The sequence below is a fragment of the Streptomyces botrytidirepellens genome (genome assembly GCF_003721215.1).
Classification (GTDB): domain Bacteria; phylum Actinomycetota; class Actinomycetes; order Streptomycetales; family Streptomycetaceae; genus Streptomyces; species Streptomyces himastatinicus.
Genome location: NZ_RIBZ01000314.1, coordinates 1 through 23,422 on the forward strand (window position 1 = coordinate 1; position 23,422 = coordinate 23,422).

The 23,422-nt window shown below is 72.0% G+C and carries 22 protein-coding genes; all 22 read right to left on the bottom strand.

What is annotated here, in order from left to right:
* Positions 1–35 precede the first annotated feature (35 nt).
* The 22 genes from EEJ42_RS26860 to EEJ42_RS26965 all read right to left on the bottom strand — a co-directional run bounded on the left by EEJ42_RS26860 (position 36) and on the right by EEJ42_RS26965 (position 23,222).
* Positions 36–563, bottom strand: a complete 528-nt coding sequence (locus EEJ42_RS26860) for a PPOX class F420-dependent oxidoreductase (RefSeq protein ID WP_123103770.1) — start codon at positions 561–563, stop codon at positions 36–38.
* Between the two features lie 24 nt (positions 564–587).
* Positions 588–1,562, bottom strand: a complete 975-nt coding sequence (locus tag EEJ42_RS26865) for an NADPH:quinone reductase (protein WP_184503288.1) — start codon at positions 1,560–1,562, stop codon at positions 588–590.
* Positions 1,563–1,611: 49 nt separating this feature from the next.
* On the bottom strand, positions 1,612–2,574 hold the full coding sequence (locus tag EEJ42_RS26870) for a UbiA family prenyltransferase (protein WP_123103774.1): 963 nt from the start codon (positions 2,572–2,574) through the stop codon (positions 1,612–1,614).
* Positions 2,575–2,586: 12 nt separating this feature from the next.
* Positions 2,587–4,131 (bottom strand): class I adenylate-forming enzyme family protein, encoded by a 1,545-nt coding sequence (locus tag EEJ42_RS26875; protein WP_184503289.1) that lies wholly within the window; start codon positions 4,129–4,131, stop codon positions 2,587–2,589.
* 45 nt (positions 4,132–4,176) lie between these two features.
* Positions 4,177–4,854, bottom strand: a complete 678-nt coding sequence (locus tag EEJ42_RS26880; RefSeq protein ID WP_123103778.1) for a methyltransferase — start codon at positions 4,852–4,854, stop codon at positions 4,177–4,179.
* Entirely contained in the window at positions 4,855–6,354 is a 1,500-nt protein-coding gene (locus tag EEJ42_RS26885; RefSeq protein WP_123103780.1) for a flavin-containing monooxygenase, read from the bottom strand. It abuts the gene before it with no gap.
* Between the two features lie 21 nt (positions 6,355–6,375).
* The gene (locus EEJ42_RS26890) at positions 6,376–6,837 is read right to left on the bottom strand and encodes an SRPBCC family protein (RefSeq protein WP_123103782.1); all 462 of its coding nucleotides are present in this window, start codon (positions 6,835–6,837) and stop codon (positions 6,376–6,378) included.
* Positions 6,838–6,865: 28 nt separating this feature from the next.
* The gene (locus tag EEJ42_RS26895) at positions 6,866–7,642 is read right to left on the bottom strand and encodes a maleylpyruvate isomerase family mycothiol-dependent enzyme (RefSeq protein ID WP_184503290.1); all 777 of its coding nucleotides are present in this window, start codon (positions 7,640–7,642) and stop codon (positions 6,866–6,868) included.
* Positions 7,639–8,754, bottom strand: a complete 1,116-nt coding sequence (locus EEJ42_RS26900) for a PEP-utilizing enzyme (RefSeq protein ID WP_123103786.1) — start codon at positions 8,752–8,754, stop codon at positions 7,639–7,641. The genes EEJ42_RS26895 and EEJ42_RS26900 overlap by 4 nt, the downstream gene beginning before the upstream one ends.
* Complete coding sequence (locus EEJ42_RS26905; RefSeq protein WP_148082037.1) at positions 8,751–9,407, bottom strand: MarR family transcriptional regulator; 657 nt, start codon at positions 9,405–9,407, stop codon at positions 8,751–8,753. Before EEJ42_RS26905 ends, EEJ42_RS26900 begins: the two co-directional genes overlap by 4 nt.
* Complete coding sequence (locus tag EEJ42_RS26910) at positions 9,404–9,688, bottom strand: acyl carrier protein (protein WP_123103790.1); 285 nt, start codon at positions 9,686–9,688, stop codon at positions 9,404–9,406. Before EEJ42_RS26910 ends, EEJ42_RS26905 begins: the two co-directional genes overlap by 4 nt.
* Positions 9,675–11,207, bottom strand: a complete 1,533-nt coding sequence (locus EEJ42_RS26915; RefSeq protein ID WP_123103792.1) for a PEP-utilizing enzyme — start codon at positions 11,205–11,207, stop codon at positions 9,675–9,677. The genes EEJ42_RS26910 and EEJ42_RS26915 overlap by 14 nt, the downstream gene beginning before the upstream one ends.
* Entirely contained in the window at positions 11,204–12,187 is a 984-nt protein-coding gene (locus EEJ42_RS26920; RefSeq protein ID WP_184503291.1) for an SDR family oxidoreductase, read from the bottom strand. Before EEJ42_RS26920 ends, EEJ42_RS26915 begins: the two co-directional genes overlap by 4 nt.
* A gap of 20 nt (positions 12,188–12,207) precedes the next feature.
* Positions 12,208–13,326: an SDR family oxidoreductase gene (locus EEJ42_RS26925; protein ID WP_123103796.1), complete on the bottom strand. Its 1,119-nt coding sequence runs from the start codon at positions 13,324–13,326 to the stop codon at positions 12,208–12,210.
* The gene (locus EEJ42_RS26930) at positions 13,323–14,570 is read right to left on the bottom strand and encodes an acyl-CoA dehydrogenase family protein (protein WP_123103798.1); all 1,248 of its coding nucleotides are present in this window, start codon (positions 14,568–14,570) and stop codon (positions 13,323–13,325) included. Before EEJ42_RS26930 ends, EEJ42_RS26925 begins: the two co-directional genes overlap by 4 nt.
* Positions 14,567–16,294: an AMP-binding protein gene (locus EEJ42_RS26935; RefSeq protein WP_148082038.1), complete on the bottom strand. Its 1,728-nt coding sequence runs from the start codon at positions 16,292–16,294 to the stop codon at positions 14,567–14,569. Before EEJ42_RS26935 ends, EEJ42_RS26930 begins: the two co-directional genes overlap by 4 nt.
* A 15-nt stretch (positions 16,295–16,309) precedes the next feature.
* A complete protein-coding gene (locus EEJ42_RS26940) occupies positions 16,310–17,905 on the bottom strand; it encodes a class I adenylate-forming enzyme family protein (RefSeq protein WP_184503292.1) in 1,596 nt (531 codons plus the stop codon).
* 21 nt (positions 17,906–17,926) lie between these two features.
* Positions 17,927–18,457, bottom strand: coding sequence for an SRPBCC family protein (locus EEJ42_RS26945; protein ID WP_123103802.1), 531 nt, complete (start codon positions 18,455–18,457; stop codon positions 17,927–17,929).
* A gap of 14 nt (positions 18,458–18,471) precedes the next feature.
* The gene (locus tag EEJ42_RS26950; protein ID WP_123103804.1) at positions 18,472–19,128 is read right to left on the bottom strand and encodes an isochorismatase family protein; all 657 of its coding nucleotides are present in this window, start codon (positions 19,126–19,128) and stop codon (positions 18,472–18,474) included.
* A 9-nt stretch (positions 19,129–19,137) separates the two neighbouring features.
* Positions 19,138–19,935 carry a 2,3-dihydro-2,3-dihydroxybenzoate dehydrogenase gene (locus tag EEJ42_RS26955; protein ID WP_123103806.1) on the bottom strand — a complete coding sequence of 266 codons (798 nt, stop codon included), beginning with the start codon at positions 19,933–19,935 and terminating at the stop codon, positions 19,138–19,140.
* 93 nt (positions 19,936–20,028) lie between these two features.
* A complete protein-coding gene (locus tag EEJ42_RS26960; protein ID WP_123103808.1) occupies positions 20,029–21,243 on the bottom strand; it encodes a 3-deoxy-7-phosphoheptulonate synthase in 1,215 nt (404 codons plus the stop codon).
* Positions 21,225–23,222, bottom strand: coding sequence for an anthranilate synthase family protein (locus tag EEJ42_RS26965; protein ID WP_123103810.1), 1,998 nt, complete (start codon positions 23,220–23,222; stop codon positions 21,225–21,227). Before EEJ42_RS26965 ends, EEJ42_RS26960 begins: the two co-directional genes overlap by 19 nt.
* Positions 23,223–23,422 lie beyond the last annotated feature (200 nt).

Consider the following 23,422-nt stretch of genomic DNA (forward strand, 5'->3'; position numbering starts at 1 on the left):
GGTCCCGGACGCGCCCGGCGCCGTATGGCCGCTGCTCAGTCCCTGGCCCGTTGGGCCGCAGCACGCTCCGCCTCGGCCTTCAGCAGGGCGTTCGGGGTGATCTCGATGTACGCGGCCTCCTCGTACACCGTGGCCACCGTGCGGTCGTAGAGCTTCCGGCCCTTGCCGTACGAGTCCACGATGATCTGCGCGGCGCTCGGCTTCTCCTCGTCCGGCAGGATGCGCGCCGTGCACGGGATGACCGCGCCCTTGGGCCTGCCGCGGATGTTGGACGGCGCGAACAGCACCTGGTCGTTGTTGCGCATCCGCCGCACCTTCCAGGAGTCGCAGCCGGTGCGCAGATACGCCCGGCCGTCCTTGAGGCCGAACCACATCGCCGACGGGACGGGGTCGCCGCTGCGCTTGTAGGTGACCAGGAGCGCGAACCGGCGGCGCCTGAACTGCCGCAGGTCACCGGGGCCGTTGGGGGTCGCCGTGACATGCCAGGTCACCGGGTCCCGCCAGGAGTCGTACATCCGCAGAAATCGCTGTTCCCACCATTCCTTGCTGAGCAGACGCGGCACGTAACGGCCTTCCTTTCTCTTCGGTCAGGGGATCAGCACGATGCGGCCCGGGCCACCGGCGCCGCCCTCGCGGCCCTCCAGCAGGCGGTGGGCGCGCGCCGCCTCCGTCAGCGGAAGCTCGGCGCGGACCCTGCCGCGCAGCCGGCCGCTCGCCAGCTCGCGGTTGATGGTCCCGGCGGCGTCCGCGAGGTCCGCCACCGAGGCGTTGCTGATGGCGAAGCCGTGGAGGCTGATGTCGCGGGTGTAGACGGCGCCGACGGGCAGCACGGCGCGCGCCCCCATCCCGGCCATCAGGACGACGCGGCCGCCCCGGGCGAGCAGCGGGATCGTCGTTTCGAAGTCATGGCGCCCGGAGCAGTCCCAGGCGACGTCGACCCCGTCCGGGGCGAGGCGGCGGACCGTGGCGGGGGCCTCCGGGTCGGTGCGGTCCAGGACCTGGTCCGCCCCGCAGCTACGGCACCACTCGGCGTTCTCGGCGCGGTCGACGGCGATGACGCGCGCCCCGGCCGCGGTCGCAAGCTGGACCACGGCGCTGCCCACGCCGCCGCCCGCGCCCTCCACGAGGACCGTCTCCCCCGGCCGGAGGCGGGCGTCCCGGAACAGGCCGAGGTGGGCGGTCCCGGCGGTGTGCAGCACGGCCGCCGCCGCTCCCTGGTCGACCCCGGCGGGCAGCGGATAGAGCCGGTCCACGGGCACGGCGGCGTACTGGGCGAAGGAGCCCTGTCTGCCGTCGTGGCCCAGGCTGTTGCACCACACCCGGTCGCCGCGGGCGAAGGTCCCGGCGGGGGTCTCGACGGTGCCGACCAGATCCCGTCCGATCACGAACGGGAAGGGCACCTCGGTGGCGTACGCGCCGGAGCGGACGAAGGTGTCCACGCGGTTGGCCGCCACCGCCCCGACCCGGACGAGCGCCTCGCCCGGGCCGGGTACGGGACGGGGCAGCGGCCCGATCCGGATGTCGTCCGCATCGCCGAGGGCGGTGATGTAGGCCGCTGTCATATCGCCGTTCACTGCACTGCTCTCCCGTCGGGGGGCCGTTCGGGGCCGTTCATGCGAGAACGAAGGCGAGCGCCAATCCCAGACATCCCAGATCGACCGAGCTGAGCCCGATGAAACGCGCCTTTCGCCACTCTTCCTTTCCGGCACCGTAATAGAGCTGCACGGCGTGGAGCACGACGACGGGCACGACGGTCAGCCCGAGGAGTGGATCGAATCGCGTGGTGGTGAACAGCAGGGTCAGCAGGGTGACGCTGGCGGCGAAGAGCAGACCCAGGAATACCTTGAATGCCGCCGGCGGCAGAAGGACCGCCATGGTGTAACGGGACACCTCCGCGTCGCCTTCTTTGTCGGACGCGTTCCCGTAGGACACGATCAGCAGGAACCACAGGCCGACCAGGGCGCTGGCGATCAGGGATTCGGTGCTGACATGGCCGGCGATCAGCCAGTACGGCACCAGGCCGATACAGCCGATGACATAGAAGATGGTGACTTCGAGGCCGCCGGGCAGATAACTGAGTTTCAGTCCCATCGAATACTGCACCGAGGCGATCTGCCCCACGAGCATCACCAGGACGGCGGCCGGCGGCGCCGTGCCGTCCAGGCTGGCCACGGCCCCGAGCCCGGCGGCGATCGCGATCACCCACATCACGATCCCGAACCGGACCGCATCGCGCTCCGTCAGCACCCCGGTGAGCAGGGGCTTCTTGGCGACGGTGGAGGCGGGGCGGCCCGCGTAGTTGCGGGCGTCGCTGCCGTCCCGGAAGCCGCCGAGGTCATCGGCGGCGCCCCCGCTCCACTGGGTGGCGCACACCATGAGCAGGGTCAGGGCGAGCGCGGCCGCGGTGTCGCCGCCGACCCGGCCGTCGAGGCGCAGCAGGAGCAGGGCGAGGATCCAGCCGTAGGCGTGGTGGTAGATCCGGACCTTGCCGAGTTGGACGTACCCGATGAGCTTGGTGCCGAGCGGTGTCTTCGTCGCGTCGGACGTCGTGCCGGACGCGCTGGTGGCGGTCATGAGCACGCTCCCTCAGACGCTGGTGGAAAGGCGCTGTTCGGCCAGCGATTTCTTCAGCTGTTCCCGCTTGATCTTTCCGGTGACGGTCCGGGGGAACTCGCTGTCGGGGATGATGACGGGCTCGGCCATGGTGGCGAGCCGGCGGGACGCGGATTCCCAGGCCTTGCGCCGGAAGGTGGCGCCGGGCCGCAGGGACAGGACGGGCTGGAGGGTGCCGTTCTTTTCCAGGACGACGAGTTCCAGGAATTCGGGGAACTTCTCCAGCAGGATGTCCTCGATGCCGATGCCGCTGATGGCGCCGGAGACCTTGTCGACCTGGCGGTCGATCAGGGTGATGCGTCCGGTGCGCGATTTGGTGCCCCAGTCGCCGGTGTCCCACCAGCGCTTGTCGGGGTAGTTCTTGGACGTCAGATCGGGCCGGTTGATGTATCCCGAGAACACCCCGGGGGTGTTGACGACCATGCGCCCGGGGGTGCCGGACGGTACGGGCCGCCCCGAGTCGTCGACGATGCGGACCCGGCAGAACGGGAAGCGGGGCCCGGCCGGGTGGCCGCGCAGCAGCTTGGCGCGGCGCAGCCGGCGCAGGGCGCGCAGCGGCTTCTGGGTGCCCTTGAGGTGGCTGCGGATGGCGACGGGCCCGGTCTCGTTCTGCCCGTAGACCTCGACGCAGACGGCGAAGCGGTGGTCCGACCCCTTCAGCAGGGCGCTGACCGTGTCCGGGTGGATGACGTCGAATCCGGCGCCGAAGAAGCGGATCGAGCGGAACGCGCCGCCGGGCGCGAGGTGCTGCCAGGCGCGGAAGGTGTTGGGGTGGGTCTCCAGATAGGTGGGCCGGTGCCGCTTGAGCATCCGGTCCACGTTGTCCGGGGAGTCGTCCTCCAGGAGCAGCAGCGGCGCCTTGCGCATGAGGGCGGCGAGGATGCCGACCACGGTCCGGCCGTGCACGGGTGAGATGGCGAGGGCGAGGTGGCCGTCCAGCCGGGACAGCCAGTGGATGACGGCCTGGACGCGGGCGTTGAACTGGATGCTGGCGCTGGAGCATTCGGCCAGCTTGGGGGTGCCGGTGGTGCCGGAGGTGTGCACGACGACGTACGCGGCGTCGGAGGCGACCTCGCGGGGCCGGGATATCCGCTTGTGGTCGGGGAGTTCGGCGGCGATGTCGCGCCAGTCGATGAAGGTGCCGATGTCCGGGAAGGTCTTCTCGCTCTCGGCGAGCCGAGCGTCGGTGGAGATGACGGCGGTGATGCCGGAGACGTTCTCCACCATGGAGGCGACGACCGGTCCTGAGAGGGTCGGGCTCATCAGGATGGGCACCGCGTCGAGGGCGGTGATGGCCGCGTAGGCGACGATGATGTCCGTCGGGGACTCCAGCCAGACGATGCACCGCCGTCCCGGCTCGATGCCGTGGGACCGCAGGGCGGTCGCGCCGCGGGCGGCGGCGTCGGCGACGTCGCCCGGCCGTACCTTCTCGTCCTCGGCCGTGACGGCGATCGGCTGGTGGTCGACGATCCAGGGCTCGGCATCACTGGGCAGACTCAGCAGCTTGTCGAAGATCAAGGGTGGGCCTCTTCTCGGAATGGGCCGGGTTTCCGGATGACCGGGTTATCGCGTGACGAGTTCCAGCAGTTCGTAGACCACGGGGCCTTCCGGCTCGTCCACGGTGGTGGAGTCGAGGGTGATCAGCCGCTGTTTCCCGGCCGCCGCCAGCTCGTCCAGTTCGGGGCGCCCGGCCCGGCTGCTGAGGGCGATCAGCACCCGGCCCCCGGGCGCGAGGTGATTCCTCGCCTCGCGGAAATACCGCCGGTGTGCCTCGTATCCGGGGTCGACATAGGCCAGCTCGTGTGGGGTCAGGTCGAGTTCCGGCGGTGCCCACACATTGTTGGAATGCCAGTAGACCACGTCGAACGCGGGTGCGTCGTGGAGCGCGTCGAACAGGTCGCTGTGGACGGCGGTGAGCCGGTCCGCGACGCCGAAGCGCTCGGCGTTGAGTTCGGTGTTCTTGACCGCCGCCGGATTGAGGTCGGTGGCGTATACGGCGCGGCAGCCCGCGAGAGCGGCTTCGACGGCGATCAGGCCGATGCCGGAGCCGATTTCGAGGAAGGTGCCGCCGACCGGGAATTCCAGCAGGGACAGATGGGCCAGGCTGGACTTCGAGTGCACCGGGGAGAACACGTCCGGCAGCAGGGTCCATTCCTTGCCGCTCAGCTCGATGTCCGTTTGCTGCCGTACGTCGGCCCGGCTCGCCTCGCTCCGGCTCAAGGGCTGGGTGTAGTCGTACATTCAGCGCTCCGCAGGGGTCGTCGCGTAGTTCTCGATGTCGAAGCGGGCCAGGCCGTTGCGCATCCTTTTGGTGGACCATGGCCAGGTGACGAAGTTCTTGCCGTTTTCGTCGAGATAGACGCTGCTGCACCCGCCGGTGTTGTAGACGGTCGAGGCGAGGCCGCGCTGCACCTCGTCGTTGAACGAGCGGAACGGCTCGGGCCGGATCTCCAGGGCGTCAATGCCCCGGGCGCGTGCGGTGCGGATCGCGTCCACGACGTAGTCGAGCTGGGCCTCGGCGAGGGCGAGCAGCGAGTTGTACATCACGATGTTCGGGCCGAGCAGCAGATAGGCGTTGGGCAGGGCGGGCAGGGTGGTGGCCCGGTAGGCCTCGGGGCTCTTGGTCTTCCAGGTCTCGGAGAGCAGTCGGCCGTCCCGCCCGCGGATCCGTGTCGCGATAGGCGGATGGCGCATCTCGAAGCCGGAGCCGAAGACGACGACGTCCACCTCCACCCGCTCGCCGTTCGCCGCGATCAGCTCGCTGCCGTCCGCCCCGGCGAGGGCGTGCGGCACGAGCCGGGCGTTGGGCCGGGTCAGGGCCGGGAGGTAGGTGTTCGACAGCAGCAGCCGCTTGCAGCCGACGGTGAAGTCCGGGGTCAGCTGGGCGCGCAGCTCGGGGTCGGGCACCTGGCGCCGGAGGAGCCCCTTGCCGACCGGGGTGAGCAGCCGGGCGACGCTTCGGCGGCGCATGATCAGGGCCAGCGTCTTCAGGAAGCCGTCGCAGACGCCGCGGAACAGCCGCTGGGTGACGGGGACGTGCCGGAAGAGCCGCTGGACGGGCCTCGGGACCCGGAAGTCGAGCCGGGGTATCACCCAGGCGGCGGTGCGCTGGAAGACGTACAGCTGCCGCACCTGCGGCTGGATCTCCGGCACGAGCTGGATGGCCGAGCAGCCGGTGCCGATGACGGCGACCCGCTTGCCGGTGAGGTCCACGTCGTGGTTCCAGCGGGCCGAGTGGAACGTGTCGCCCGGGAACCCGTCCAGCCCCGGCAGGGACGGGATGGCCGGCTCGTGGAGCAGACCGGAGGCGAAGATGACGTGCTGGGCGACGAAGCGCCCCCGGCTGGTGTCGAGGATCCAGCGGCGGCGGTCCCCGGACCAGGCGGCCTCCAGCAGTTCGGTGCCGAAGCGCAGGGCCGGGGCGAGGCGGAACTTCTCCACCGTGTCCTCGATGTAGGACAGCAGCTCGGGCTGGCCGACGAAATTCCTGCTCCAGCCCGGGTTGGGGTGGAAGGAGAAGGAATAGATCGACGAGGGGATGTCGACGGCGCACCCCGGATAGGTGTTCTCCCGCCAGGTCCCGCCGACCCGGTCGGCCTTCTCCAGCACCAGGAAGTCCGTGATGCCGCCGCGCCGCAGTTTGACCGCGGCGGCGATCCCCGATAATCCCGCGCCGATCACGATGACGTGCGCGTGCTGTTCCCCGGCCGGGGCCGGGGTGTCGTCCGCGGGTATAGCCATGGGTTTCCCCCTGTAGCGTCACTACGCGCGTTCCAGGATCTCCTTGCTCAGCCGCAGTTCCCGCTCCACCGACCCGGGGATGGTGCGCCGCAGAACCGGATCGAGCATCCAGCGGGTGAGCGGGTTGAACTGAAAGGAAATCATGCGGGTGGCCCGGATGCCGCCGTCCACCGGCACACAGGAGAACCGGGCGCTGAATTCGGCCATCCGGTGATTGAACTTGTTCAGCGGCAAGGGCGCCAGCCGGATGTCGATGCACGAGCCCGGAGTGAGCCGCATCTGGGCGATGGCTTTCGGCTCCGGAAGCCGCAGCCCGGGCAGCCTGGGCTGGAACTTGAACTCGGTGAGATTGCCGTTCCTGCGCACCCAGGAGATCGGTCCGACCTTGTCATCGACTTCGACGTAACGTTCGATGTCCATCACGAAGTCGAGGAAGGCTTCCGGTGTACAGGCGATTGTCTGTTCTTTCTCCACCTTGACCATGACGTCACACTACCGTCCTGCCTCGCTTTCACAGATACGCCCGCGCGTGCAGCAGCGCGAGTTCGGCGAGTTCGCCGTCGGCCGTCAACTCCCCCGCCGCGGCGCCCCGGGTGCGCCGGGTCGCGACCCGGCACCACGCCAGCAGCGGGCCGCGCAGCACATCGGTCGCGTCGTCGGGTCCGACGGTGTGGCCGGTGCCGTCGTACGCCGTCAGCTCCAGCCGCAGGGTGCGGTCCGCGGGCGGGCGCACCCGGGCCCGGCCCAGGGCGTAGCGCAGGGTGGCGTGGCCGAGCGTCGCGATGTGGCGCAGCCGGGGCGTCTCGGCCACCGGCAGCCCCAGCGCGTCCCGGATGTCCAGGCCGTGCGCCCAGTGCTCCATGAGCCGGGCGGTGGCGAACACCTCGGTGGTCATGCCGAATCCCCAGGCCACGCGGTCGCCGGGGGCGCGTTCCGCCATCAGCCGGCGGGTCGCCGTACCGGCCCGGTCCCACCAGGCGGTCAGGTCGCCGGGCGACAGCCCGTCACCCCGGCGGCACCCGGCGGCGGTGAAGTCCTCGGCGGTCGGGTACGCGGGGACGGCCTCGGCGAACGCGCGCGGGCCACCCGCCAGGGTGTCGCGGGCGACCTCCTCGGTGTCGGCCAGATGGGACACCTGGTCGGCCACGGTCCAGCCGTCCGCCGCCGAGTCACGGACCCAGTCGTCGTCGGCGAGGGACCGCACCAGGGCGCCGAACTCCCGCTGCTCGTCGGCGAGATCGGCCAGCTCCTCGCGCACCGGGGTCGCGGGCTCGCGTACCGGGGTCACAGGATCGCCACCGTTCCCGCCGAGCCGTCCACCGCGACCGGGCCGCCCGCGGCCAGCCGCTCCAGCGCCGCCGCGCCGACCCCGGTCACACAGGGCACCCCGAGTTCGCGGGCGACGATGGCGGCGTGGCAGAGCATCCCGCCCTCGGCGGTGACCAGGGCGGCGGCCTCCGCCATCAGCGGGACCCAGTCCGGGTCGGTCTGCTCGGCGAGCAGCACCGCGCCCGGCTCCCAGCGGGGGTCGTCGATGTCCCGCAGCCGCAGTGCCCGGGCGGTGGCCGCCCCGGCGGAGGCCGCGATGCCGTGCACGACCTTCGCGTCCTTGTCGTCCGTCCCGTCCGTCTCGGCGGCGGGCCCCGGCGTCTCCCCCAGCGAGGTGGTCATCGGCCGGAACTGAAGCCACACCAGGCCGCTGTCGAGCAGGGCGAATTCCAGGTCGGCGGGCATGCCGAGCGCGTTCTGCACCGCGACGCACGCCGCGCCGACCGGCAGCCCGCCGCTCTCCAGCGGCCCCGGCTCCGATCCCCCGGCGGGCCCCTCGGGCGTCCACTCCTCCCAGGCGGGGGTGACCGCGCCGGAGACCAGGGCGTCGCCGCTGCCGCGCACCCACTCCAGTCGCCCCCGGCCGGGGCCGCGGCCCAGCCACAGCCCGCTGCGCACCGGGGTGCGGAAGGGCTGGAGCAGCACCGCCATCCCGACGTCGAGCACCGGTCCGGACGCGGTGCGCTCCCGGTAGGCGGCGACCCGGCCGCTGCGCGCGGAGTCCCGTACGGCGGCGATGGCGGTGGCCAAGTCGTCGGCGCGAACGTCGAGTTCGCTGCGGAACATGCCCGCGTAGCTGAGCGCCGCCCCGTCCTCGACCGTGGCCGAGCTGCGCACCGCCCAGCGCGGGGCGACCGCCGCGAGCCGGGCGAGGTCGTCGGCGGCGGGCTCGGCGCCGACCGGCACCACCCAGGTGTCGGGGATGGTCGCCCCGGCGCGCAGCAGCGCGGCGAGCCCCACGGCCTTGCCGCCGACCGCGGCCCGGTCGCCGTCGCCGAGTTCGCCGGTGAGCCGCAGCACCGTGTCCGCGCCGAACGCAGGAAGGCCCACGGGGATGTCCGCGCCGGTCACCGCGCCGTCCCCGCCCGTTCCTCGGCCTCCCGCTCGATCCCCAGCGAGAGCAGCAGATCGCGGTGCAGCTCCATCCAGACGTCGTGGTACGAGTCGCACATGACGCCGGTGAACGCCTTGTGGTCGCCGTCGCGCAGCCGGGCCAGGGCACCGGTGAGCCCGTCGGCGTAGCGCCCGAAACGGGGGCGTACGGCGACCAGTTCACTGATCACCGTGACGGCCTCGTCGTGCACGGCGCCGAGTTCGGCCACCCGCGCCTGGTCGTAGGCGGCGTCGGTGTGGTCGTTGGTGGCGCCGTCACGGAGCTGCCAGCGGGTGCACAGCTCCTTGAACCGGTCGTTCACCGGCAGGAAGCGCTCGTAACCCGGTCGCAGCCGGTCCCGGCCGTCGCCTGCCAGGTCGTCGGCGATCAGCGCGGTGTGCCGCTCGCGGCCCTCGGCCGTGATGCGCCACAGCCCGCGCCGCTCCATGTGGGTGGCGAGCCCGTCGGCCCGCAGTTTCTCCAGTTCCGCGAGGACGTCCTCGCGGTCGTGCCCGGCGCCCGCCACCAGGGGGTCGGCCGCTGCCATGCCCTTGATGACCAGGGTGTGCAGGACGTCGAAGGCGGCGGTGTCGGTGTCGCTTTCGGGAAGCAATGCGTCTCCCGTCGTCATGTCGTGGTGGCGTCGGCGCGCAGTTCGTCGAGGAGTCCGACGAGGTCGCCGACCGTCGTGATGGTGGCGGCCTTGGGGTTGTCGACCAGCGCCACGCCGAAGCGTTCCTCCAGCGCCAGCAGGATCTCCAGGGTGGCCAGCGAGTCGATCTCCAGGTCCTGGATGATGCGATCGCTCGGCCGCAGATCCCGCTGGACCCGCTTGACCTGGGCGTAGACCTCCTCCAGGGCGGTCAGGGTCTCGGTGTTCGCGGACGTTCGGGTGGAGTCAGGAAGGGTCAAGGATGTTCACCTCTCCGGTACTGCCGTTGATGGAAACGGCCGTGCCCGCAGGCAGCGAGGCCGCGCCGGGATAGCCCACGACGCACGGAATCCCGTACTCGCGGGAGAGGATCGCGATGTGCGACAGATCGCTGCCGCGCTCGCTGAGCACGCCCTCGGCGAAGGGCAGCAGCGGGGCGATGTCCGCGTCGGCGGACGAGCAGACGATGATCACGGGGTCGTCGGGCAGATCGCCCTCGGGGGTCATCACGGTGCCGGTGCCGATACCGGGCGCCACCCCGCGCAGCCCCTGGGGTGTCCGGCTCAGCCACGGCCGGATCACCCCGTCGTCGCCGGTGAGGTCGAGGTGTTCGGGCATCGGGGTGGCGAGCGCCGCCCGGCAGGCTTCGATACGCGGCCGGGCCCTCTCGATCAGCCCCGGCCGGGTGGCCAGTTCGGTGAACTCCCGGATCGTCAGATACGGCCACAGGTCGGCGTCGCCGCCCATCGAGGACGCCAGCGCGGGCAGCAGCCGCCGGTAGACGTGCAGGGTGCGCATCGCGAGGGACTTGGAGTGCTCGCGCCCGGCCATCATCTCGCCGACGGCGACCGCCAGCGACCGTACGGTGCGGCTGCGCCAGGGCGAGACCATCCCGGCCAGGGCCTCGGCCGGGTCGATCGGCGCCACGGACGCCTCGCCGCTGCCGCCCGCCACCTGCTTGTGCCGCACCGCGTAGTCCTGCCAGGGCGCCTGGTCGTCCGCGACCTCGTAGAAGGAGGAGGCCAGGAAGTCGCCGGGGCCGTACGGGTCCAGGGTGGACGCGGCGGTGTGCAGCCGGTCCCAGACCAGTTCGCGCGGCCGGGTCAGCCAGTGCGCGATCTCCTTGCCGTGCCGCAGCAGCTTGCCGTAGACGCGCCGCTGGAGCGCGGTGACCGGCACCAGACCGGAGGTGGTCAGGATGTGCACCGCCCAGGCCTCTTCGAGGACGGGCAGCGCGTCGCGCAGCACCCCGGCCAGCGCGATGGGGCTGTCGGTGGTGGTCGCGGCGCGCAGCCCCCACTCCAGCTCGGCGACCCGCTCCTCCAGGGCGCGCAGCCGCGGTCCGGTGTCGCGCAGTTCGCCCAGCAGCTTGGCGCTGCCCGCGACCTGGCGGACCCGGCCGGAGCGCAGCGCGGTGAGTTCCTCCGGGGAGTCGATGCCCTCGAAGTAGGCGTCGGTGACGTCGCTCGGCTGGAGTCCCGGGATGGAGGCGGACAGATGACAGTAGGCGGCCAGGTTGTGGTACGGGCGGCAGCCGAAGTAGCCGACGAAGACGTAGTGTCCACCCTCGGCCCAGGCCGGGCGGCCCCACAGCCGCCGCGCCAGCGCCCGGGTGCCGCGCTCCATCGGGTCGCCCACCAGCGACCAGGACATGGGCGAGAGCCGCTGCGGGGCCACTTCGCCGAAGTTGCCCGCCGAGTAGACGCGGAAGTACGGATGCGGATCGGTGTCGACCGACACCTCCACGGTCTGCGGTTGCTCGGTCGCCTGCTCGGTCATACGAGGGCCCTCCTCTCGGTACCGCCGCGCAGCGCCTCACCGGTGGCCCCGAGGTAGTCGGGGTCGGGGACGGGCCAGGGCTCGGGGATCTCCTTGAGGACGTTCACGTCCAGGTCGAACCAGGGCTCGGTGTACTCGGTCAGCTCCTTCGGCGCACCGACCCGTTCACCGATCAGGCGGGTGAACCGGCCGAGCGGCCCGGCCTCGACGATCTTCGGCACCACGCCCCAGGGGCGGCACACCTCGGTGAACACCTCCCCCAGGGTGGGCATCGCCGGGTCGAACCAGGTCCAGGTGGACCGGCCGATGGGTGTGGTGAGCGCCTTCAGCACGATCTGCGCGGCGGAGGTCGCGTCGGTGATCCAGCAGGGGAAGTCCCCGCGCCGGGCCAGGTGCACCGGGTATCCGGCGAGCAGGTGCGGGAAGGCCATCGGCAGTCCGTGGCGGGTGTCGGGCCGTCCGCCGCGCGGGTCGGGGCCGAGCACCGGGCCGAAGCGGACGACGCCGACGGGGAGTTCGGGGGTGTCCCGGACCAGCCGTTCGGCGCAGTACTTGCCGTACTCGTACCAGTTGCGGAAGCGCTGGCCGGTGTACAGCTCGCGGTTGGTGATCCGGCCCTTGGCGCGGCCGAGCGCCAGCAGCGAGGAGATGTGCACGGCCTGCCGCAGTGCGGGCAGCTCGCGCAGGAAGGCCAGCGCGGAGCGCATCCCGGAGCTGTGGGTCTCCAGCACCTCACCGGGGCCGGAGGTCCAGGACACCGAGCCGAAGCAGAGCACCACATGGGTGGTCTGCTCCCGGACCCGGGCCAGATCGGCGGACGACAGGCCGAGGCGCGGCATCCGTACGTCGCCGCGGACGCCCTCGCCGACGGCGGTGCGACCGCTGCGGGAGAGCACCCGGACGGTGGCGCCGCCGCGTTCGCACGCCTGCGCCACGGCCGTGCCCAGGAACCCGGAGCCGCCCAGGATCAATACGTTCATGCCGGGATCGTTCATGCCGCTCATGCCAGGAACCTCGACAATCCGCTGTCGGCGGGGGCCAGGGGACGCTTGGGCGCCGGGAGGTCGAACAGCAGCCGGGCGAGCAGTTCGGTGGAGGGTTCGGGCAGCGGCCCGTCCACCAGACCGGCCAGCCGGCCGCGCTCCATCACCCGGTCCAGCCCGATGTAGCGCAGTCCGGTGAGGCTGTTGCGCCAGGCCTGGGACAGCGGCAGGAAGCGTTCGGCGTTGGCGGAGAGCCACAGCACCTGTTCGGCGGAGGCCGGGACCAGCCGCAGCCACTTGCCGAAGTGCAGCGGCGCGATCGCGCGCGCGACCTCCAGCAGGCCGCGGATCGACGGGGCCCGCTCCCCGGCGGACAGATGGGTGACGACGGGCTCGGGGCGCGGGCCGGAGCGGTGCAGCCCGGCCAGCGCGTCCAGCAGGGTGCCCGCCGCCAGGTCGCGCGGCAGGACGTCGACCCGGGCGCCGCGCATGGCGGGCAGCACCCGGCCGGGCAGCTCGTCCCACCGCTCGGCCAGCAGGTACAGCGAGTTGCGCTTGCGGGTGGCGCCGGTCTGCGAGTCGCCGAGCAGGGCGGCGACCCGGCTGATGAGGACATCGGGCTCGCCGGGGCCGTGCCGCCGCGTCAGCTCCTGTTCGGCCAGCCATTTGCTGTGCTCGTACGCGGTGCGGTGGCGGTCGGGGGCGAGCGGGGTCTCGGCGATCCGGCCGAGGGTGCCGCCCGCGACGAAGATCGAGGACGCGTAGCCGTAGACCACCCGGCGGCCGGAGCGGCGCTGGAGCTCGCGGGCGACCTCGTAGCCGCCCAGGGCACCCAGCACGTTGACGGCGTACAGATCGCGGCCGCTGCCCGCCCAGTTGGTGTCCCCGGCGAGGTTGACGACGGCGTCGACGTCCTGGGCCAGCTCGTCCAGCTCGGCGTCCGTCAGCCCCCACAGCGGTTCGCGTACGTCGCCGCCGACCCGGGCCGCGGCGAGCGAGGGGAACAGCCGCTCGAAGGGGACCTGGCCGGGGCGGGCGCGGCGCACCAGCGGCACGATCTCGATCCCGCGCCGCGGGGCGATCTCGGCGACCGCGGTGCCGAGTTGTCCGGTGATTCCGGTCAGCAGCAGCTTCATCCGAGATCGACACCCTCGTCGTAGGCGGCGGTGTCGGGCACCAGTCCCCCGGCGACCAGCTCCCACATCATCTCGTCGGTGCCGCCGCCGAGCCGGGCCAGCCGGGAGTCGCGCCACATGCGGGCGAGCGGCGTCTCGTCCTCGAGGTAGCCGGGGCCACCGAAGAGGTGCATGCACTCGCTCATGACCTCTTCGACGAACCGTGCCGCCGTGGTCTTGAGCGCCGCGATCTCGCGGGTGCCGCACGCGCCGGGCACGGCGACGCCCTGGGCGGCGGTGTAGACCGCGTAGCGCAGCGCGATCAGCCGGGACGACAGCTCGGCCAGCCGCAGCCGCAGCGCCTGCTGTTCGATCAGCGGTTTGCCGAACTGCCGGCGGCGCTGGAGGTGGGCGGTGGCCAGCCCGATGGCGCGGGCCGCGCCACCGACGGCCTGGGCGGCGATGGAGAGCCGTTCGTGGTTCAGCCCCCAGGTGGCGCCGAGGAGTCCGCCGCCGCGGCGGCCCACCAGGGCCTCGTCGGGGACCTCGGCGTCGATGACCATCCAGGTGGTGTCCAGCGCGGAGGTGCCCGCCTTGTCGAGCCGTTTGCGCGGCGTGAGCCCGTCGCGCGGTACGGCGAGCAGTCCGAGCCTGCCGTCGACCGGCCCCGAGCCCTCGTCCAGGCGGCACAGCAGCAGGGCGACGTCGCAGACCAGGCCGAGCGACAGATACTTCTTCTCGCCCGTGACCCGCCAGCCGCCGGGCGTCTTGCGGGCGACCGTGCGCACCCCGTTGAGGTCGGAGCCACCGGTCGGTTCGGAGGCGCCGAGACAGCCCACCAGCCGCCCTTCCAGCGCCCCGGCCCGGTACTCGGCGAGCAGCGGGGAGTCCCCGAAGCGGGTGAGGATGGACAGGACCGTCTCGCAGTGCAGGCTGAGCCCGACCGACAGGCTGGCGTGCCCGAGCCGGCCGCTCTCCTCGGCGATGATCACGCCGAGTCCGGGGTCGCCGTACGGGTCGGCCGGGGACGCGTCGCGCCAGCGCTCCTCGAACAGTCCGGCGCGGCCGAGTCCGGCCAGCGCGTCGCGCGGGAAGAGCCCCTCGGCCTCGGCCTGTCCGGCGACCGGTTCGAAGGTCCGCCGCAGCAGCTCCGCGACGCGTTTGCGGGTGTCCTCCACCCGCTCGCCGAACGGCCCGGCCGTGAAGAGGCGGGAGGTCTGCTCCGCGGGTGCGGTCTGCTCCGCCGGTGCGGCCACAACACTCACGAGTCGTTACGCTCCTTCAGTTCACCCGCCACGTACGACAGCCACAGCGAACGGCGGCGGGGCTTGCGGCTGGAGGTCAGGGGGATGGTGCCGCGCTTGACGTACCGCACCTCGGCGTGGGCCGCGTCGCCGGTGAACGACGCGATGACGGACAGCGCGTCGTCCAGCCGGTCGCCCAGCGGGCGTTCGGTGACCAGCAGCACCTTGGGCTCGCCCCCGGTGATCCCGGCGACGACGGTCGCGTACCGCCGGGAGATGGCCCCGGAGGCGACGAGTTCGAGTTCGATGTCCTCGACGAAGACGTTCTGCCCGTTGATCTTCACGCTGTCGCCGAGCCGGCCGATCACATACAGCTCGCCGTCCAGCAGGAACCCGGCGTCGCCGGTGTACAGCCTGCCGTCGTGCAGCTTGGCCACGTCCTCGGGGGCGGGGTCGGCGTAGCCGTCGGCGACCGAGGGGCCCTCGACGTAGATCTCCCCGAGCACCCCTTCGGGCTGCGGGGCGCCGTCCTCGTCCAGGATCTCCACGCGCGCGGTCTCCAGCGGCGGACCGCAACTGACCTGCCAGGTCCAGGGTTCGTCCACGGGCACGGTGCTCAGCTCGACGACCTCGCTCACGTCCAGCTTCTCGCCGAGCCGCCGCTCCAGGCCGCCCGCCCGCACCATCCGGGCGACGTGGTGCTTGCTCACGCCGGTGACCGCGAGGGTGCCCTCGGCCAGCCCGTACGCGGGCATCAGCGCCCGTACGTCGAAGCCGTGCGGGCCCAGCAGCGCGGCGAAGCGGGCCAGCACCGCGGGGTCGATCCGCTCCGCGCCGCTGACCACGGCGCTCAAGCCGGAGAAGTCCAGCCCTTCGAGATCCTCGGGGCGGACCGCCGACAGCACCCGCTCGAAGCCGAAGTTGGGCATGCACATGTTGGAGTACGGGGTGCGTCCGTACTCGGCGATCCAGCCGCGGGTGTCCCGGATGAACTGCTCGGGCCGCATCAGCGCGTGCTCCACCTGGAGGGTCAGCGCGCCCAGCAGCCCGCCGACGAGCCCCATGTCGTGGTAGAGCGGCAGCCAGGTGACCGCGCCGTAGCCCACCGGGTTCATCCAGCCCTGGATCATGCGCAGGTTGGTGGCCAGGTTGGCCATCGAGATGCGCAGTCCGCGCGGTGAGCCGCGGGAGCCCGAGGTGAACTGGAGCACCGCCAGCTCGCCCCAGGCGCGCGGCGCCTCCTCGGGGCGGTCGGCGTACTGCGGCGCCAGGACGTCGGTGCCGCCGCCGAGCCGGGCGACGTTCTCCGCGACCACGTCGTGGTAGCGCGGGTCGGCGATGGCGTGGCGCGGGTGGATGCGGGCGGTGATGGCCTTCAGCTGGTTCTGGTAGCCCTCTCCCCCGCGCAGCGCGAGCGGCAGGGGCAGGACGGACGGGGTGGCGCCGATCGCGAGGAGCCCGAAGAACTGCGTGACGAAGTCCTCCCCGCCGGGCAGCACCAGCGGCACCACGTCGCCGGGCCGCACCCCCGCGTCGGCGAGCGCGGCGCCCGCGCGCAGGGTCCGCCCGGCCAGCTCCCGGTAGGTGAGCCGCTGCCAGGAGCCGTCGTCCAGCCGGAACCGCATTCCGCGCTCGTCCGACGGGTCGTCCAGCCAGCCGAAGACGCGGTCGTGGTCGGGTGTTCCAGGCCGGGAGTTGTGCTGCGGCGTTCGCTGCGATGTTGGCTGTGACGTTCGCTGCGACAAGGTGACCTTCCCCCTCTATTCGGTCGGCCGGGTGTCCGGCCCGGGCCCGGCGGTGCGGTCCCGCAGCAGCCGCGCCAGCTCCAGCCGCTGCACCTTGGCGGTGGCGGTGCGCGGCAGTTCGTCCAGGGTCAGCTGCACCGGCGGGCGCATCGGGGCCAGCCGGGCGGCCGCCTCCGCCCAGCGGGCGAGGTCCAGCGGCCCGCCGTCCCGGGTCACCACGACCGGGGTCGGCGCGCCCTCGTCGCCGGGCACGACCACGACCTCCAGGAGGCTGTCGAGCCGCGACATCAGCAGGTCCTCGGCCTCCAGTGCGCTGCCGAAGCCGGGGATGACGTCGACCTCGCGGTCGGAGACGTGCAGACAGCCCCAGCGGGTGCGGTAGCCCACGTCGCCCATCCGCCACCAGCCGTCGTCGAGCTGCCGCTGGAAGCGGGCGTCCTCGCCGAAGTAGGTGAGCGCCCGGCCGTCGGAGCGGACCTCGATGAAGCCGGGGTCGCCGGGGCCGGGGGTGCGGCCGTTGCGGTCGACCACCCGGACCGCCGTCATCCCGGGGAACGGGAAGCCGACACAGCGTCCGTCGGCGGACATCGCGCGCCGCCGGGAGGTGGCGCGGCCGACGGTGGGCCCGACCTCGCTCTGTCCGTACAGCTGGAGGTGGAACGGGCGCCGGCGCCGGGACGCGCCCAGGATCTTCTGCACGGTCCGCGGATGGATGGCGTCGAAGGTGCTGCTGAGCGCCAGGACGTTGGACAGCGGACCGCGCGGGTCGTCGGCCAGCGGCTCCCACTCCACGAACGTATTGGGGTGGGCTTCCAGCACACCGGGCTTGACCTCGGCGAAGATGTCGGCGATCCGCTCGGGCGTGGCGTCCTTGGTGATGACGATCGGGAAGCCGCGCTTGAGCGCGATGGCGAGCGCGGTCACCAGGCGCGAGTGCACGAACGACACCCGTACGGCGAGGGTTTCGCGGCCGCGTATCAGCAGCCGGGCGCCGAGCGCCTGCGGGCGGTAGCGGGCGCGCAGCGAACGGGCGGTGTGCACGACGAGCTTGGGGGTGTCGGTGGTGCCGGAGGTGTGGGTGAGCAGCGCGGGACGCCGGGTCCCGGTCCGGGTGTACGGACGCAGATGCGCCTCCGGGTCCCGCCGCAGCGCGGTGGTGCCCTCGGCCTCGCCGGTCACCAGGAAGACCCGCTTGCAGCGCTTGGTGACATCCGGCGGCAGCTCGCCGACCAGTTTCTTCTCGTCGGTGATCAGATGCGGCCAGTCGCAGCGGTTCAGCAGCTCCGCGACGACCTCGCCGGTGAGGCTGGGCGAGAGGGCGACGGGGACCGCGCCGACGCGGGCGACCGCGCAGGTGAGCAGGAAGATGTCGAAGCCGTCCTCTTTGTAGACGGCGACTTTGTCGCCCGGGCGCACCCGCAGATCACGCAGTGCGGACGCCATTTCGGCGACGAGATTCGCACAGGCGTAGACGGTGAGGTCGGTGCCCAGCTCCGGTGCGATGTCGAGTTCGTGGTCGAGGGTGATTTTCTGGTACGGGCTCTTCTTGGCAGCCCCGTCGAAGAAGGAGCCCAGGAACAGTCCCCTGTTCCCGATGCGTTGCAGAATCACGGTGGGCGTCACCCCTCGCCATCAGGAGGCGGTTTCGAGTGCGGCCTTGATGCGGGCGAGCGACTGCCGCATATCGCCGTCGATTTTGTCCGACCAGTCGTCGAGGAACTTCTTCACCTCGGCGTCGCTCATGCCGTGGAGAATTCCCCGCATGCCTTCGGTCAGTTCGCCCATCCAGAAGGCGTGGGTCAGCGCACTGCCGCCCGCCGTCGGCTCGACCGTGAACGACCATACGCTCTCCTGGGCGCGGCCGTCTTTGGTGCGCATGGCCCAGCTGAACACGCGCGGCGCGACGGATTCCACGACCTCGCATTGCGTGGTCCAGTCCCCGCGCACGACCGGCGCCCAGGCGACCACATCCGGCTCCCGGTGGTTGCGCGCAGTGAAGACGGAGCCGACGGCCGCGGGTTCTCCTTCGCTCCACTCCCCGCCCAGGCACTCGGGGCTCCAGTCACCGCTGCGGGTGAGGTCGCTGACATAGGCGAAGACGGCGGCGGGATCGGCGCGGATTTCGGTGGTGGCGTCCACGCGGAACGTTTCCGTGGAACTCATGGGTCGGCACCCCTCTATCGGGCGGAGCTCTTCTCGGCAGCCAGGAAGTCGAGCATCTGCTCGGTGGTGTGGATCGCCGCGCAGCAGCGCGCGGCATAGTCCAGCGCGGACCGGTGGTGGTCGGCGGTGAAATCGGCGAGGGCGTCCGCCACCAGAAACGGCTGGATATCGGAGCTGAAGGCGTCGACCGCGGTCATCAGACAGCCGACATGGGCGTAGACCCCGCACACGATCAATTGGTCGCGGCCGGACTTCTGCATCAGATCACGGAATTCGGAGCGGACGAAAGCGCTGTAACGCCACTTCGTCAGCACGGTGTCCCCGTCGGCCGGGCGCAGCGGTTCCACGATCCCGGTGTCCCGCTCGTGCGCGGACATCCCGGGCCCCCAGAAGTCGTACAGCAGACCGCGCTGGCCGCGGTCCATGTCGCCGGGCTGGGCCGAGTACACCACCGGCATGCCGAGCGCGGCGGCCCGTTCGCGCAGGGCGCGGGCGTTGGCCAGCAGCTCGCCGTACAGGGCGCTGCCCGGGTCGAAGGGCGCCAGGAAGTACGCCTGCATGTCGTGGAAGAAGAGGACGGCGCGCTCCGGGTCGGGCCGCCAGTCGACCTGGTTCTTCGGCAGATCGGCCGCGGTCGGCATCGGATAGGGCGCGATGGCGGGAATGCCCATGGCCTTTTCTCACACCCCCAGAATGGCGCCGCCGTCGACGCACAGGTCCTGCATGGTGATGTGCCGGGCCCGGTCGGAGGCGAGGAAAACAACGGCGTCCGCGATGTCACCGGGTTCGGCGATCCGGCGCAGCGGGATTCCGGTCTTGTACGTGGTCATCGAGCCGTCGATCGTGGTCTGCCGGTCGGCTTCCGCGGACCACAGCGCACGCAGCATGTCGGTATCGGTCGAACCGGGCGACACCACGTTGCAGCGGATTCCGTATTCCGCCAGTTCCAGTCCGAGGGACTTGGTGTAGAGGGACGCGGCGGCCTTCGAGGCGCCGTACGCCGCCATATGTACCCGGGGTATCCGTCCGGCGTTGGAGGCGACGGTCACGATGGCGCCCTCGCCGCGTTCCTTCATGCGCGATGCGACGGCCCGGGAACAGTGGAAGACACCGTCCAGATTGATCGAGAAGATGGCCCGCCAATCGAGGTCCGACATGTCCAGCGCGGACCCGGCGCGCATCACTCCGGCCGCGTTCACCAGCAGGTCCACGGCGCCGAGTTCGGTTTCGATCCGGTCGACGACCTCGTCGATGCGCCCGCTGTCGGTGACATCGGCGGGAAAGGCGGCGGCGGTCAGTCCGTCCGCCGCCATCTTCTCCACCAGATCGGTCAGCCGGTCGGCATCCTTGTCCACGGCGGCCACCAGAGTTCCCCGGCCCGCGAGTGCCCGGGCGATGGCGGTTCCGATTCCGCCGGCCGCGCCGGTGACCAGTGCGACCCGGCAGGCGATGTCGGCAGTGTCCTTGTGCTCGGTCAAATCCTCACCTTCCAGAAGAGAAGGGCAGCCGCCGGGCGGAGCGAAGAGACGCCGCGTATATGTTCGGCGGATGTATTCCGAGTCTACGGATTCCTATGCGCGAATCCAGGTGCGCATCAATTCGGCTGCCTGATCGGGATTCAGTCGCGGATCGCACAGCGTCGTATAGCGCTCGGCCAGTCGCTCGACCCCGTCGACCTTTCCGCCGAGACATTCGGTGACATCCGACGCGGCGACTTCGAGATGGAGTCCGCCGGGGTGCTCCCCCGCCGCTTCCAGGACCCTCTTGCAGCGGACCGCCTCGTCCACGATGGCGCTCAGGTGCCGGGTCTTCACCCCGCCAGCGCGCACGGTGTTGCCGTGCATCGGGTCGCTCAGCCAGACCGCCCGGTGGCCCCGGGCCCGTACGGCGGCCACCAGGGGCGGCAGCAGCTCGGCGACCCGCTCCGCGCCCATGCGCGCGATCAGGGTGAGTCTGCCGGGGGTCCGGTCCGGGTCCAGCAGGGCGCACACCTCGGCGAGTTCGCCGGGGTCCGCTGAGGGGCCGAGCTTGAGCGCGACCGGGTTGGCCACCTGGGACAGCAGCCGCACATGGGCCGAGCCGGGCGCTCTGGTGCGGTCGCCGAGCCAGGGCAGATGGGTGGAGGCGAGGATCCGCCGCCCGGCGTCGGTGCGGACCAGCGGGGCCTCGTAGTCGATGACCAGCGCGTCGTGGCTGGACCAGGGCCCGTCGGGGAACGGTCCCGGGCGGCGTCCGGCGCGCCGGTCCCGGTCGCGGGCGAGGACCCGTAACACCTCGGCGCTCGCCTCGTACGCCCGCACCATCCGCCGCGGATCGTGCGCCCGCGCCCCGGCGGACGGGGTCTCGCCGTTGACCATGTGGCCGCGGAAGGCGGGCAGTTGCACCCCGTCGACGTCCTCGAAGGGACTGCTGCGCGGCTTGGCGAATTGGCCGCCGATCCGCCCGACCCGTAACACCGGTCCGTCGCCGCCGAGTTCATCGGCGAGGGCGTGCAGCACCGCCGTCTTGGCGCGGACGTGATCGGCGCCGGTCTCCCCGAAGCTCTCCGCGCAGTCGCCGAGCTGGACCATCCGCGCCCCGCCACCGGCCACCACCGCCAGCGCCCGGCGCAACCGGTCCAGTTCGGCGGCGGTCACCAGCGCGGGCGCGGCGGCCAGCGCGGCGCGGCTCGCCACGTAGTCCGGGTGGGTCTTCCACTCCGGCTGCTGCGCGGCCACCGTCCCCTCGGGCCACGGGAGTCCGGGCGCGGCCCGGGTGCCGTCGCCGATCACCGGTCGGCTTCGCATTCGATCAGCTCGGCGGGGTGCCGCAGCGCCCAGCCGAGCAGGTCGGCGAGGAGGTCGGTGCCGTGCTCGGTCAGCACCGACTCCAGGTGGAACTGGGTGGCGGCGAACCGCTCGCCGCGCACCGCGTGCACCTCGCCGGTGGCCGGGTTGCGGCACAGCTCGACGGCACCGCGGGCAAGTGGGGAATACAGCCGGTCATCGGTGTGGCGGGCGGCGTAGGAGTTGTAGAACCCGACCGGCTCGGACCGTCCGAAGAAGTCGATGCGGCGCTGGGTGCCCTGGTTGGGCCGTTCCCTGGGGAAGAGTTCGAGCCCCAGCAGCGCGCACAGCACCTGGTGGCTGAGGCATTCGCCGACGAACGGGATGCCCCGGGCGAAGAGCCGGACGATCAGGTCGGCGATGCCGCGCACCTTGGGGTCGGTGGTGGCCCGGGGGTCGCCGGGTCCTGGCCCCAGGACGACGCAGTCGTAGCCGTCGACGTCCCCGGGGGCCACCGCGTCCCAGGAGCGGATGGTGGCATCCAGGCCCAGCGAGCGGGTCTGGTGGCCGAGCATGCCGGTGAACATGTCCTCGGCGTCGACGATCAGCACCCGTCCGGCGTCCGGCCCGGCCGTCCGTACGGGCCGGTCGTCCTCCTTGCCCAGCCAGAAGGCGGACAGACCGGCGTTGCGCCGCTCCAGCGCGCTGATCACCTTGGGGTCGTGGGCGAGTGGCGCACCGCCGCCCGCGGGCCGGGCCGGTGCCGCGGGCCCGGCGCCCCGCCGCTCCAGTCCGGTGGCGGCCAGCAGCGCGTCCACCTTGGCCCAGGTCTCGGCGACCTCCGCGGCGGGCCGGGAGTCCCGGACCAGGGTGGCGCCGACGTCGATGCGCAGGTCGCCCTCGCGGCCGATGTCGGCGGTGCGGATGAGGATCGCCGAGTCCAGGGTGTCCCGGCCGGCGGTGTCCCGGCCGAGGAGGGCCAGGGCGCCGCCGTAGTAGCCGCGCCCGCTCTCCTCGTGCCGGGCGATCACCCGGCAGGCGTTCTCCAGCGGGCTGCCGGTGATGGTCGGCGCGAACATGGTCTCGCGCAGCACCTCGCGGACGTCCCGCGAGGTGGCGCCCTCCAGCAGGTATTCGGTGTGCGCGAGCTTGGCCATCTCGCGCAGATGGGGGCCGCGGGCCCGGGCGCCGCGGTCGCAGACCCGGGCCAGCATCTTCAGCTCCTCGTCCACGACCATGAAGAGCTCGTCGGTCTCCTTCTGGTCACCCAGGAACTCCAGCACCCCGTCCAGGTCCGCGCCGGAGGGCGGATAGCGGTAGGTCCCGCTGATCGGGTTCATCCGCGCGGTGCCCCCGTCGACCTGGACGTGCAGCTCCGGGGAGGCGCCCACGAAGGTGCGGTCGCCGGTGTGCACCACGAAGGTCCAGTACGCGCCGGACTCCATGGTCAGCAGCCGCCGGAAGACCGTCAGGGCGACCTCGGGCCGGTAGTCGGCCAGGGTGGCCCGGAAGGACCGCCTGATGACGAAGTTGGAGCCCTCACCGGCCCGGATCTCTTGGTCGAGGATCTTCTCCACGACCTTCTCGTAGTCCTCGTCCCCGATGTCGAACCCGGCGTCGCGCAGGGCGACTTCGGCGTCGGGCAGCAGATCCAGCGCCTCCTTGACGGGGAGGGCGGCGCGGCGCTCAGCGGTGAGCGCCAGGATCGGTTCGCCGTCGTCGTTGCACGCGTAGCCGCGCTCGGTGACCTGGCGGAAGGGGATGACCGCCAGGACCTCGGCCGGTCCGCCACCCCCGGCGCCCGCGTCCGCGGGGCCGGGCGACGGCAGTTCGGCGAGCGATCCCACCTCGGCCACCGTCCCGGTCAGCACCTCCACCTCGTGCCCGCCCGCACACGCTCTGCGCAGCAGGGCGAACGGGGGTGGGTCGGGCGCCACCAGCGCCTGGAGGAGATCCTGGGCGTCCGTGTCGCGGAAGCCCCTGACTTGATGGCTCGTCATGCCTGCCTTCCCTAGGGGGTGTCTTGTCGATCAGGCCGGATCAGCGAGCGGCGTCTGGTGCGGTGCATCGCAAGTCGCGTGAGGAGAGCGCAGCGGCGCTGCGTGCGACGAGCGCGGCGCCGCGAGGTGCCGTGCCAGGCGTCGTGAGCCCGGCATGATCGGCAAGGCACCCCCTGGGCGCCGAGAAGCTGACTCACGAT